This is a genomic window from Flavobacterium sp. (genome assembly GCF_044361015.1).
Lineage (GTDB): Bacteria > Bacteroidota > Bacteroidia > Flavobacteriales > Flavobacteriaceae > Flavobacterium.
Window position 1 is genome coordinate 1 of sequence record NZ_JBIKJL010000054.1, and the last position, 14,371, is coordinate 14,371.

Consider the following 14,371-nt stretch of genomic DNA (forward strand, 5'->3'; position numbering starts at 1 on the left):
GAAAATGAAATCCCGCTGAATAAAAACGGTGAAAATCTACCACGAGTGGGCAAATCATTGGCAGTTGCACCATAAGGTTGTGCAACTCGCAAACCGTCCACAAATGTTTGGGTTTCGTCAGCTTCTCCACCACGAACGAACAGTCGGTTACTTTCGCCCACTGTTTGAGCTCCGGGCAATGTTGCCAATGCACCAATGATATCACCAACGGCACCTGCGGTTGTGACAATGTCTAATGGTTTTAGAACAGAAACACGAGCCTTATCTCCAGCTTCAAAGGTTCCCGCCGTTAAAATGACAGCATCTAAAACATTGACACTCTCTTTAAGTTTGATGGTTTGATTTTGAAACTGACTAACATCTATCGCTTTCGAATATGTTTCAAAAGAAAGAAAACTAATAGTCAATGTTTTGGTTCCGGTTTCATTGGTCGTAAAATTGAACTGGCCGTTTTCATCTGTTGAACCGCCATCATAGGTTCCTTCTAGATAAACATTGGCTCCTGGAATGGGTTGCTCTTTTTCATCGACAACTTTTCCGGAAATAACATTTTGACTAAATGATAAAAGTGAAACGAATATGATTTGTAAAGTTATATAAGTTTTCATGCGGGTTTGATTTTGATAAGACAAAGTTGCTACAAACATTATCCCTAGGAAATTGAAAATTACTGAGTTGTTAATTTTGAAGGATGAATTGTATTTTTAAACCAGTAAGGAATTAAGAAAATTAAGATTTATTCATTAAGGTTTAAACATTCAAATACTTAATGAAACTTAATATCTTAATGATTTTTAAAAATTGAAAAATTGAAAATTCATTTTCTCAAATCGAATAAAATCTTCATTTTTGCGTTAAACTGTATGATATTTGTAATATTTAAAAAGTTAAATGAACCCAAAAATCGAAATCACCAAAACGGAATTATTGTCAGACAATTGGTACCTACTAAATAAAGTCACCTACAACTTCACCCCTGAAAACGGCGAACCCGAAATACAACGACGTGAAGTGTACGACAGGGGAAATGGAGCCGCTATTTTATTATACAACAAAGAAAAGCAAACCGTTATTTTAACCCGACAATTTCGTTTACCAACTTTTTTAAACGGCAATGAAAGCGGCATGATGATTGAAGTTTGTGCCGGACTATTGGACGAAAAAAATCCGGAAGATTGTATCAAACGCGAAACCGAAGAAGAAACCGGTTACCGCATTCACGAAGTGAAAAAAGTCTTTGAAGCCTACATGTCACCCGGAGCTGTCACGGAAATTCTGTACTTTTTTACTGCCGAGTACCAACCCGAAATGAAAGTCAGTGACGGCGGCGGATTAGCAACTGAACACGAGTATATTGAAGTAATGGAACTACCCTTTGAACAAGCAATGACAATGGTTTATAATGGGGAGATCAAAGATGCGAAGACGATTATGTTGTTGTTGCATGCAAAAAATAATCAATTAGTATAATACAAAATCTTTTCAACAATTCCCAAATCATCCATCACAAATCGTAAATATTCGTTACTTTTGCCTTCCTTAAAAATGCAACGAAGATGATTTATAAATTACGAGTAATACTCGATACCGAAGAAGATATTTTCAGAGATTTAGCTATTGAAAGTACCGATACCTTAGAAGATTTGCACAATGCTATTGTTAACGCTTTTGGATTTGACGGCAGCGAAATGGCTTCCTTTTATACCTGCGATGATAATTGGAACCAAGAAGATGAAATTCCGCTTTTTGACACCGGCGATACTCCGGGTGAAATGCGAATTATGAGTGATTTGAGTTTGGAAGACATGTTATATGAAAAGCAAACCAAAATCATTTATGTCTATGATTTCTTGAATATGTGGACGTTCCTAGTTGAATTAGCCGCCATTGAAGAAAAACAAGCCGGTGCAACGTATCCGGAACTATTGTATTCATTAGGTTTAATGCCGCTTGTTGGCAATGACCCGACTTTTGAAGCCGACGACGATTCACTTTTCACTGAATTTGAAGACGATTTAGACGAAGACGATTTAGACATGTTTGAAGGAGGCGACGATTCTTTTGAGGATTTTGGTTTTGAGGAGAACTGGAACTGAAAAAAGGCACTAAGGTGCTGAGGCACTAAGGTTCTGAGGTTTTGAATTTTGCTAAAAATTGTGTTTATTTGTAATTCAATTATAAACCATACAATTTTTTATTATGAGCACATTTAAAGACCTCCTGATTTGGCAGAAAGCCATGAACTTTGTCACAAAAATTTACCAATCAACCCGATTATTTCCCAAAGATGAGCAATTTGGATTAACCTCTCAAATAAGGAGAAGTTCCATTTCAATTCCAAGCAATATTGCTGAAGGTTATGGAAGAGAAGGAAACAACGATTATTTAAGGTTTCTCAATATTGCTTTAAGTTCGTTATTCGAGTTGCAAACACAACTAGAAATAGCTAAAAATATTAATTATTTAAACGAACACGAATTCAACATTCTCTATGAAGATTTAAGAGAATTAGAACGAATGTTAGTTGCCTTTATAAAAAAGATTAAAGACCGAAACAAACCTTAGAACCTTAGTACCTCAGCACCTTAGTACCTTATGATTAACCTTTTCAACGCCCACATCGAATCCCTTTCCATCCACCGAGTTGGAAACAAAAGCCGTAGCGAAGCCATCTTTTTATCGGAGCAACCGTACCAAACGAATGATGAAATTGTGCCTTTGCTAAAGGAATTTTTCCTGAAATCCTTTCGTGAAAAAGAGGAAAACTATTATCAGTTTGCTCACGAAGTTGATTTGGAATACCACGATATGTTCAAAATGACGTCGGAGGTTTTTGATAATCCGTCAACGATTCATGAAGTTTCGAAAAAAATAACCAAACATTTGTTTGAACAATCCAATCATCCGCACATTAAAAATGGTGAAGTGTATGTGGCTTATTTTACTCATTTAACCATTGACAACAACCAAGTAGATGCGATTGGTGTATTTAAAAGTGAAGTACAAGCTGATTTTTTACAATTTGAAGAAAAAGCAAGCAACTTAGAAATGCATTTGCAACATGGGATCAATTTGAATAAATTGGATAAAGGTTGTTTGATTTTTAATTACAAAAAAGACGAAGGTTACAAAATTTTAACAGTGGACAGTAACCGTTATGATGCGAGATATTGGCTAGAGCATTTCTTAAATGTAGATGCTTTTCAAGATGAAAATTTCATTACCAAAAAGTACTTAAAATTCTGTCAGGATTTTGCGAAAGATGTTGTTTTTCCTGCGGAGGACAAGAAACAGGAAGTTATGTTTATGAACCGTTCGGTGAATTATTTTGCTAAAAACGATGAATTTGAAGAAACCAATTTCTTGAATGAAGTCATGGATAATCCCGATTTGATTCCTGAATTCAAAAGTTACAAAGTAGACAAAGGCGAAAAATACAGCATCGAAGATGTGACTAATTTCCCGATTGCCAATGCTGCGGTTTCTGATGCTCGTAAAAAAATCAAAAACGTGATTAATTTGGATACCAATATTCAAATTAAACTCGATTTCATCAACCCCGAAAGTGCCGAAAAATTTGTAGAAAAGGGTTGGGACGAAGAAAAACAAATGTATTATTATTTGGTTTATTTCAATAAAGAGCAGAAATCATAATCTTTAGAAAATGAAATAAATCATTTTTTTATTAAATAGGAATCCTTAAACAATTATACGATTAGGGATTTTTATTTTTCGTAGTCATTAACCTTGTAAAATATTGATTTTCAAAATTTTATCTTTTTTATTTGGCATTTAGTCTATAATAGTGTAGGTTTAATTCACCACAAAAATACCTAGATTTATGAAAACCTACAACACCTCTGCGGCGACTTCGGGCATCACTTTTATTTGCACCCTCATTGGTCACCAATATCAAACTACCAGAAAAATCACTAATCATATTAGTGAATACGAATGTAAATGTTGCGGTAAGCAAATGACAGACGATTCCAGAGGTAGGCTTACATTACTAACCCCTGAACTACATGAAATCAATGAAAAATTAAAAATGATATTTCATAAAAAACGGCAACATCTTCAGAGTGCATAAAAATTAGTGTTGGCAAAACGATTGTATAATTGAAATTAATTTATTTGTTTTGTCAACACTAAATTTTAATCGTCTTTAATTTCCCAAAATAATCAGTAACAAATCCCTAACTTAGTCGTCCTACTCCTAACGATTAAATACTACCATTTTGGAAACTATTCTCACTATTGAAAAACTGAATAAACGATTCGGACCCGTTCATGCTGTTAAAAATGTATCGCTCGAAATAAACAAAGGAAATGTTTACGGTATTTTAGGGCCAAACGGGAGCGGTAAATCGACAACGTTAGGAATCGTATTAAATGTTGTCAACAAAACTTCCGGTGAATACCGGTGGTTTGGCGGTGCAATGGAAACCCACGAAGCTTTAAAAAAAGTGGGAGCCATCATTGAGCGACCAAATTTTTACCCTTACATGACAGCTCAGGAAAATTTAGAATTGGTTTGTAAAATCAAAGGAACACCGTATTCTAAAGTGACAGAAAAATTAGAACTTGTTGGCCTTATTGATAGAAAAGACAGTAAATTCAGAACTTTTTCATTAGGTATGAAACAGCGTTTAGCTATTGCTTCTGCCCTTCTTAACGACCCTGAAATTTTAATATTGGACGAACCAACTAACGGTTTAGATCCGCAAGGAATTCGTCAAATCAGAGATATTATCAAATATATTGCTTCTCAGGGAACGACAATTTTATTAGCCTCTCACTTATTAGACGAAGTTGAAAAAGTATGTAGCCATGTATTGGTTTTAAGAAAAGGACAGATTCTTTATTCCGGAAAAGTCGAAAATATGATTGCTAATGAAGGATTTTTCGAACTACAAGCTGATAATTTTGAAGAATTAAAAGCTGCTTTAATTACTCATCCCGCCATAGAAAAAATGGTTTTAGAAGAAGGTAAATTAGTTGTTTATCTCAAACAAGCTTTTGAAGCGAAAGATTTAAACAAGTATCTTTTTGAAAAAGGAATTTACCTTAATCATTTAGTAAAACGCAAACATAGTTTGGAAGAACAGTTTTTAGAATTAACAAGTAAGAACTAAACCAATCACACTTTACCTTTCATCAATTAACATCATGACAAGACTTCTTCAAATAGAATTTCAAAAAATATGGAAAAACAGAGCTAGTCGAATTTTAACGATTGCCTATTTCGTTATTCTTTCCTTTATCGCTTTAATTGCTTCAATTAAATTTAAAATTGGCACATTTGAATTGCAAATTGCCGATCAGGGAATCTTTAATTTTCCTTATATCTGGCATTTTAACACATATATTGCTGCTATTTTAAAGTTTTTTTTGGCTATAGTCATTGTTTCCATGATGGCAAATGAATATTCATACGGAACATTAAAACAAAACCTCATCGATGGATTGAGTAAAAAAGAATTTATACAATCGAAGTTTTTAACAGTTGTCGTTTTTGCATTAGGATCAACCCTTTTCATTTTTATCATGTCGCTTTTATTGGGTCTTAGTTTTTCTTCCTACAATGAAATTGGAATTATTTTCTCCGATTTAGATTATTTGTTTGCCTATTTTTTAAAACTTACTGCTTTTTTCTCCTTTTGTTTATTTTTAGGAATCTTAGTCAAACGTTCTGCTTTTGCCATAGGATTTTTATTCATTTGGAATATTATAGAAGGAATTATAATTGGTTTATTACGATGGGAAGTTTTTAAAGATTCGGATGATTATCAAAAAATTACGCAATTCCTTCCTTTGGAATCAATGTCAAACCTAATCAAAGAACCATTTAGCAGACTTTCCATCATCAAAAATATTGAAGAAACCATTGGAGGTGCTGCTAATGTAAAAGATTATGGCGTGCATTGGTACTCACTTTTAATTGTTCTTATTTGGATTGTTATTTTTGTGTTAATGTCCTATAAAATTCTGAAGAAAAGAGATTTATAGTATCTTTGCAAACGCTATGAAGTTTGCCAAAAACATCTTAATTTTTTTACTGCTCATAATTGCTTTCCAATCCGGAAAAGCACAATATATTCAAATTGATGACAATCAAACTGCTCAAGAATTAATTGAAAATGTATTGATAAACAGTTCGTGTGCAAATGTTTCCAATATCACCGTTTCGGGATGGGCTTTTACTAATGGCAATAGTTATGGTTATTTCAATCGAGGCACTAGCACTTTTCCTTTTCAGGATGGCGTGATAATTGCAACCGGCAGAGCCCTTTCCGCTATTGGACCAAATAGCAGTCTATTAAGTGAAGGCCCCACAAACTGGCTTGGTGACATCGATTTACAGCAAGCTATTAATGAAACAAATACTATCAATGCTACTGTGATAGAATTTGACTTTTTGCCTTTTGCCAATAAAGTAAGTTTTGATTATATTTTTTCTTCTGAACAATATTTGTCGAATCCGAATTCTAATCAATGTTCTTATTCCGATGGATTTGCGTTTTTATTAAAAGAAGTTGGTAGCCAAGACCAATATACAAATTTAGCTGTTGTACCCGGAACGGCAATTCCGGTTAAAGTTCCAACAGTAAGAGGAACGGGAACCATCTGTCCACCTGCAAACGAAGCTTATTTTGATGCTTTTAATGGCATTGAACACCCTACAAATTATAATGGCCAAACAAAAATATTAAAAGCAGAAAGCCTTGTAACACCTGGTGTTTTATATCATATTAAATTAGTTATTGCAGATCAAGGCAATAATTTATATGATTCCGCTATTTTTTTAGGGGGAGGAAGTTTTACAGTGGAAACCGAGTTAGGAGACGATCGATTGATTGCAAACGGAAACCCGTTGTGTGAAAATGAAACTCTTACATTAGATGCTACTTCGCCTAATGCTGTTGGCTATAAATGGTATCGAAATAACGTTCTTATAAACAATGAAACCAATCAAACTTATACTGTAAATTCTTTTGGTTTTTATAAAGTTGAAGTTGTTTTTAATACTACTTGCTCTTCTTTTGGTGAAATAGTAATTGAATATAGTTCAAATCCAATTCCTAATGATGTTTACCTTACACAATGTGATTCAGACACAGATGGTTTAGCTATTTTTAATTTAAATGATGCAAATAGCAGCGTTATCGGAAGTAATCTAAATGTTGGCCCACCAAAATATTTTTTGAATTTTAATGATGCTTTTACCGTTCAAAATACATTGACGAGTATAGATTCATTTCAAAATACAACTCCCAATCAAATTATTTATGCTCGTTTAGAAAATACGTTTGGTTGTTTTGGAATTTCTGAAGTTACTTTATCTACTTCAATTAGTGCAATTAGCGTTCCTCCAATTTTTAAATGTGATGGAGATACTAATCAAGATGGAATAACAGTGTTGGATTTATCCATGGATATTTCACCAACGGTATTAAGTTATTTCCCATCCGGATTACAAGCGGTTTATTACAGTTCAACTGAAAATGCTCAAACACAAACAAATGCGTTACCAAACAATTATACGAATATAATTCCTTTTGAAGAATTAATTTTTGCTAGGATAACGGATGGTGTAAACTGTTTTGGAATTTTACCAATTACCTTAAAAATAAACATTTTTATTCCTAATAATTTTGAAACAGAAGAACTTTCACTCTGTGAAAATGAAACTTATTTTTTAGAAGTGGAGGATATTTACGAAAGTTATCTTTGGAACACAGGAGAAATAACTCCACGAATTGATATATCAGCACCTGATACTTATACTGTTACAGTTACGAATACAGATGGATGTGAAGCAACTAAAATATTTATCATTTCACCTTCCGGAGTGGCAACAATAACTTCTATTGATGTACAAGATTTTTCGGGAAACCAAAATACTGTTCAAATTAACTACACCGGTTTAGGCGATTATCTCTTTTCTTTGGATGGAAATTATTTTCAAAACAGTCCGATTTTTACTAATGTGGAACCCGGAGAATACCTTGTAATTGTAAAAGACACAAATGGTTGTGGAATTGTGACCCAACAAATTTTTGTACTAGACTACCCCCGTTTTTTTACTCCAAATGGGGATGGATTTAATGACTTTTGGGAAATTAAAAACTTTAATCAACCTAATTCTAAAATTTACATTTTCAATCGATACGGAAAATTAATTAAAGAAATACTACCGAATCAAAAAGGTTGGGATGGGACTTTTTCCGGATCGCCCTTGCCATCTTCAGATTTTTGGTTTTCTCTTTTTTTAGAGAATGGAAGAATCATAAAAGGTCACTTCGCATTAAAAAGATAATTTGCTATCTTTGTTACCCTTTGAAAAAGAAAAATGAAAAAAATCGCTCTGTATTTTCTATTAGTTACTCTAAACTGTTTTGCTCAGTTTAGTAAAACACATTACATCCCGCCTATTGGAGGTTCAACCGGACAGCCGGCACAAAACCAATACATGTATATTTCTTCTCCAAGTTTAACTCCGGTGAATTTTACTATCAATTCCTTGGGAGGAGGAACTGTAAGCGGCACAGTTTCACGAAATAGCCCCTATGTATATACCATCGGTTTTGGCACCGATTCACAATTAATGGTGAGTAGTAGTTCCATGAGTGCCGTTTTGAATAACAAAGGATTTATTGTAGAAGCAGAAGATCAAGTCTATGTTGCCGTAAGATTAACTGCTTCACCACAAAATTTTCAGGCAGGTGGATTAGTTTCAAAAGGATTAGCCGCACTAGGCACAGAATTTAGAATTGGAGCATTTGTGAATACCGGAATTTCCGGAATTACAAATAATCACTTAACGTTTGTTTCCATACTTGCTACAGAAAATAATACATTAGTTTCTTTTAGCGATATAAAACCAGGTGTTACTTTAATTAATAATGGTGGAGCCGGAAATAACCCTGCAGCAATAACTTTGAATAGAGGGCAATGTTTTGTAATGGCTACCACTGGACCTAGTGTTCCTAATACTGACGGATTGATTGGAGCATTAGTTTCATCAGATAAACCTATTACTGTGAATTGTGGATCATTTGCTGGAACAAATGGAAATGTAGATAATAATTTAGATTTGGGTTTTGACCAAATAGTTTCCGCCGAAAGAACCGGAAATGAGTACATTTTTGTACGAGGTTTTGGTATAGACATTACGGAAAGACCATTACTTATTGCTCATGAAAATAATACGGAAATCTTTTTAAATGGAAATACTGGAACGCCTGATTATACAATTAATGCCGGTCAGTATATTGCCTTAGATGGTTCAAACTACAGTGCAGAAGGAAATTTATATGTAAATACCTCTAAAAATATTTTTGCCTATCAAGGAGTTGGGGGTAATACACAGGCCAATCAAGAAATGTATTTTGTTCCACCTTTAAGTTGTCAAACCCCAAAAATCATTGATAATATTCCGTTAATAAACTTAATTGGAAATATCTCTTACACGACTAATAGTGGGGTAAATATTGTTACAGAAACAGGGGCGAATATTGATTTCATTCTGAATGGCACAAATTATTCACTAGCTTCATTACCGGCTTTCATTAATGTACAAGGTCCATTTAATGTTCAGGGAAACACAAATTATATTACTTATAAACTAACTGGTTTTACAGGAAACATATCTGTTTTTGCCGATAAACAATTGTATATTTCTTATTTTGGGTCTAATGATGCTGCTACTTATGGTGGTTACTATTCCGGATTTACCTTTAAACCGGAAATTTCGTTTAACCGTTTGGATGTAACGAGTGATAATTGTATTCCTAACGTAAATTTATCCATCAATTCTCTTTCTCCTTTCGATACGTATCAATGGTATTTTAATGGTGTTCCAATAGCAGGTGCGACTAACCCAAATTATACGCCAACCGTTCCCGGATTATACTATTTATCGGCAACAGTTACTACCTGTAATATCACGTTGATATCAGATGAAATACCGGTTAGTTCTTGTCCTGAAGATACTGATGGAGATGGAACATATGATAATATTGACTTAGATTACGACAATGATGGGATTGCTAATTGTACTGAATCGTATGGTAATTTAGATTTAAATCTTTTGAATACAACCACAGGAGCTTTTACTAGCGGTAATTATTCAAATTCTTTTACAGGAATAATTACTACAGCCGGTTCAGCTTTACCGACAACAACACCATTTATTGGAGCTGTTGATGGTAGCTTTATAACTAACCCCGCTATCGGTATTGGAAACTCTGTTTCTTATGAAATGAATTTTTCTCAACCAGTAAGTTTATCTATGGAATATGTAAGTACCGCAAATTCAACTGATTTATTATCCTCTACTGGTGAGTTTATTATACAATGTGCTATCAATAAAACAATAACCATTCTAAACCCAACCGGACAACTTTTAATTGACACCAATTATGATGGTATTTATGAAAGTGGTGTGACTGAATTTTCGTCTTTTCAAATTCGATTTCGTTTAAACAGTACGATTCCATTAGCTGCCGGAAGTGGAACTTTTAAACTCAATTCCTATTTAACAGATTTTTTTTCCATTAAGCATATCAACATTTCTGAAGGTTCTTCAAAAGCTACTTTCAAAATTTTAGCCACTTGTGTTCCCAGAGATTCTGATAGTGATGGTATTCCTGATCAATTTGATCTGGATAGTGATGGGGATGGAATATCAGACAACATTGAAGCACAAGGGCAGAACTTTATTGCTTTTAACCCCATAGATGCTGACGGAAATGGAATTAGTGATGTTTATGGAAATGGTCTTTTCCCAATAGATACAGACGGAGATGGAGTTTTAAATTATTTAGATTTAGACAGTGACAATGATGGAATATATGACTCCGTAGAAACAGCAATCGACACAAACGGAGATGGCATCGGAAATTATATTTCATTGGACAGTGATGGAGATCTATGCGCTGATGTTATTGAAGCCGGTTTTATAGACGGAAATTCAGACGGACTATTAGGGAACGGGGCTATTGTAGTGAATAGTTTTGGCGTTGTCACTAATGCTCCAAACGGTTATACACCTCCAAATTCTAATTACATTATTGGTGCACCAATTGCAATTACGGCACAACCACAAAATCAATTCACTTGTAATACACAAAATTCTTCGTTTACTTTTACCGGAACTGTTTCTAATAGCTATCAATGGCAATTGAGTACAAATGGCGGTGCAACTTGGTCTGTTATATTTAATTCTCCGGTTTACTCAGGAGCAACAACTACAACCTTACAAATAACCGGAGCAACAACTTCAATGAACAATTATCGCTATCGGGTTTTGTTAAACAGAGTTGGAAATAGTTGTGGATTATTATCTGATGAAGCAACATTAACAGTATATCCAATACCCGTTCTAACATCGCCGGTTTCTATTGTGCAATGTGATAATGATGCTACAAATGATGGAATTTCGGAAGTAAGTTTAATTCAGAAAAATGATATAATTTCTGTTAATGCGGCTAATGAAATTTTCACTTATTTTACAACACAACTAGCTGCTCAAAACAATAATCTGGCCTTTCAAATTTCAAATCCTTTAACCTACAATACAGGCAATACAACTGTTTGGGTTCGAGTAGAAAACAGTGATGGTTGTTTTGAAGTAGGACAAATCGATGTATTTGTTTCAGCTACCCAAATTCAAAATTCATTTATTAGGAAATTTTCAAAATGTGACGAGTATTTTGATGTCGTTAATGATGACAGAGATGGTGTCTCTCAGTTTGATTTCAGTAGCGTGACAGCTGACATCAGTAATCTATTACCAACAACAACTCCATTCACAATTAAGTATTATAGAACAGAAGCCGATGCTTTGGCGGAAACAGATATTAATGGTAATTCACTGGAAATAAATCCTTCTAATTATCAAAACATAGGATTTCCTGGATTTCAACAAATTTGGGTTCGAGTAGAAAGCTCATTAGACAATGCCTGTTATGGTTTGGGATCTTTTGTGGAATTAACGGTTGAAGAACTGCCTGTTGCTAATCCAATTCCTGATTTTATTTCTTGTGATGATAACCAAGATGGTAAATTCCCTTTCGATACAAGTTCGATTGAAACAACTTTATTAGGAACGCAAAATCCTAGTAATGTAACAATCACTTATTTTGATGAAAATAACATTCCACTCCCAAGTCCGTTGCCTAATCCGTTTTTAACAAATTCTCAAACAATCCGAATTAGAGTAACGAATAACACAACATTTGACCCAAATGGGCCTTGTTATGATGAAACTACCTTAACTTTTAAAGTTGATATTCTTCCTGTTGCTAATCCGGTTCCTGATTTTACAACTTGTGATATTGATGGTATAGAAGACGGCTTGTTTAGTTTTGACACATCAATAATTGAAAGTACACTTTTAAATGGTCAAACCGGAATGATTGTTACCTACTTTGATGAAAATAATAATCCGTTATCCAGTCCATTACCAAATCCCTTTGTAACTAAAACGCAAATCATTACTGTAGTAGTTACAAATCCCATAAATACAAGTTGTCCCGCCACTACAACTATTGATTTTATTGTTTATCCGCTCCCTCAATTAGCAGATGGATTCAAAGAAATTATCTGTTTCGGGGTAGATGCAATAACTTTTGATGCCGGTTTATTAGTTGGAAACAGTACAGATTTCTCTTATCAATGGTTCAAAGATGATGTTCTTATGATTGGTGAAAATAACTATCAACTTACGGTAGATCAAAATGGAATTTATAAAGTTATTGTTACTTCTGCATTTGGCTGTGAACAAACAAGAACAATCGAAATAGTTTACTCACAACAGGCAACTATTGATGATATTATTGTGGTCGATTTGGTAGAAAATAATTCAGTTACAATTCTTGTGAGTGGTTCTGGAAGTTATGTCTACAGTTTAGACTCAGCAAATGGATTATTCCAAACATCAAACGTTTTTGAAAACGTAATAGCCGGAATTTACAACGTTTATGTGAAAGATTTGTTGGGATGTGGAGTAGTTTCACAAGAAATTCCGGTTTTAGGAGCACCGAAATTTTTCACACCTAACGGCGATGGTTATAATGATACTTGGAATGTAAGAGGGGTAAGTGCAAAATATTATGCCAATACCATTATTTATGTTTTCGATCGATTTGGAAAACTAATCACTCAAGTTGATCCAAAAGGCGAAGGTTGGGATGGCACATTTAATGGTCAAAATTTACCCTCTACCGATTATTGGTATTCTATAAAATTCGAAGATGGAAGAATTGTCAAAGGTCATTTTGCATTAAAAAGATAGTTATGAAAAAAACAATTGTTCTATATTTATTACTGTTTAGTTCAACCATAAGTTTTGCTCAAGTTACAAAAGTGTGTGCCGGTAATATTGAAATATATCAAAACTTTGCTTCTAACTTTGTAGCTCCCAGAAACGTTAGTGTGTGGCTTCCGGAAAACTATTACCCCAAAAAAAAGTATGCTGTTTTGTATATGCATGATGGCCAAATGCTTTTTGATTCGACTACAACTTGGAATAAACAGGAATGGGGAGTAGATGAATGTATAACTAAACTTTTCCGGCAAGGGAAAATAAAAAATGTTATTGTTGTAGGTATTTGGAATACAGATAATACAAGGCATCCCGAATATTTTCCTCAAAAACCTTATGAAAGTTTATCCGTAAAAGAAAAGGATGCAGTTTCAAATTCACTACAAAAAAGAGGAATTACTGTACCTTTTAAACCGTTTTCAGATAATTACTTAAAATTTATTGTTGAAGAACTTAAACCTTTTATTGATAAAACCTACTCTACCCGAAAAGAAAAAGAAAACACGTTTATAGCCGGATCAAGTATGGGAGGACTTATATCAATGTATGCAATGTGTGAATATCCAGAAGTTTTTGGCGGGGCTGCATGTCTATCAACACATTGGCCGGGAACATTTGAAATTGAAAACAATCCTATTCCAAATGCTTTTATCAACTACCTGAAAACCAATTTACCCGATAGTAAATCACATAAATTCTATTTTGATTTTGGCACTGGCACACTTGATGCAATGTATCCTCCCTTGCAAGTAAAGGTAGATGAAGTATTGCAAAAAAAAGGATATACAAATAATAACTGGATAACACAAAAATTTGAAGGTGAAGAACATTCCGAAAATGCATGGAGAGTACGTTTGCACATTCCTTTTGAATTTTTACTTAAAAAATAGTTCTTTATAATCGACAAACCCATTAAGAAGCCGTCTCACAACTAGAGACGGTTTTTTTTATGTTTTTTCTTGCATAAAATAATTACTTTTTGTATATTTATATCTGATTTACAGATAATTAGATATGAATTTCAAGCATTACAATCAACGT

At 33.9% G+C, this 14,371-nt stretch carries 11 protein-coding genes; 10 read left to right on the forward strand and 1 reads right to left on the reverse strand.

Annotated features, from left to right (window positions below):
• A partial coding sequence (locus ACIQ2Z_RS10935) for a TonB-dependent receptor (RefSeq protein ID WP_396184181.1) occupies positions 1-608 on the reverse strand: 608 nt, incomplete at its 3' end.
• A gap of 283 nt (positions 609-891) precedes the next feature.
• Here ACIQ2Z_RS10935 and nudK point away from each other — a divergent pair.
• The 10 genes from nudK (at position 892) to ACIQ2Z_RS10985 (ending at position 14,220) form a co-directional block, all read left to right on the forward strand.
• Positions 892-1,470 (forward strand): GDP-mannose pyrophosphatase NudK, encoded by a 579-nt coding sequence (nudK, locus tag ACIQ2Z_RS10940; RefSeq protein WP_396184182.1) that lies wholly within the window; start codon positions 892-894, stop codon positions 1,468-1,470.
• Between the two features lie 86 nt (positions 1,471-1,556).
• Complete coding sequence (locus tag ACIQ2Z_RS10945; protein ID WP_396184183.1) at positions 1,557-2,096, forward strand: hypothetical protein; 540 nt, start codon at positions 1,557-1,559, stop codon at positions 2,094-2,096.
• Between the two features lie 103 nt (positions 2,097-2,199).
• Entirely contained in the window at positions 2,200-2,565 is a 366-nt protein-coding gene (locus ACIQ2Z_RS10950) for a four helix bundle protein (RefSeq protein WP_396184184.1), read from the forward strand.
• 30 nt (positions 2,566-2,595) lie between these two features.
• Positions 2,596-3,654, forward strand: coding sequence for a nucleoid-associated protein (locus ACIQ2Z_RS10955; RefSeq protein WP_396184185.1), 1,059 nt, complete (start codon positions 2,596-2,598; stop codon positions 3,652-3,654).
• A gap of 187 nt (positions 3,655-3,841) precedes the next feature.
• Positions 3,842-4,090: a hypothetical protein gene (locus tag ACIQ2Z_RS10960; protein ID WP_396184186.1), complete on the forward strand. Its 249-nt coding sequence runs from the start codon at positions 3,842-3,844 to the stop codon at positions 4,088-4,090.
• Positions 4,091-4,238: 148 nt separating this feature from the next.
• On the forward strand, positions 4,239-5,135 hold the full coding sequence (locus ACIQ2Z_RS10965; protein ID WP_396184187.1) for an ABC transporter ATP-binding protein: 897 nt from the start codon (positions 4,239-4,241) through the stop codon (positions 5,133-5,135).
• A gap of 34 nt (positions 5,136-5,169) precedes the next feature.
• Positions 5,170-6,009, forward strand: a complete 840-nt coding sequence (locus ACIQ2Z_RS10970) for an ABC transporter permease (protein ID WP_396184188.1) — start codon at positions 5,170-5,172, stop codon at positions 6,007-6,009.
• A 16-nt stretch (positions 6,010-6,025) separates the two neighbouring features.
• Complete coding sequence (locus ACIQ2Z_RS10975; RefSeq protein WP_396184189.1) at positions 6,026-8,320, forward strand: choice-of-anchor L domain-containing protein; 2,295 nt, start codon at positions 6,026-6,028, stop codon at positions 8,318-8,320.
• 33 nt (positions 8,321-8,353) lie between these two features.
• The gene (locus ACIQ2Z_RS10980; protein ID WP_396184190.1) at positions 8,354-13,300 is read left to right on the forward strand and encodes a T9SS type B sorting domain-containing protein; all 4,947 of its coding nucleotides are present in this window, start codon (positions 8,354-8,356) and stop codon (positions 13,298-13,300) included.
• 2 nt (positions 13,301-13,302) lie between these two features.
• On the forward strand, positions 13,303-14,220 hold the full coding sequence (locus tag ACIQ2Z_RS10985; RefSeq protein WP_396184191.1) for an alpha/beta hydrolase: 918 nt from the start codon (positions 13,303-13,305) through the stop codon (positions 14,218-14,220).
• The last annotated feature ends 151 nt before the right edge of the window (positions 14,221-14,371 follow it).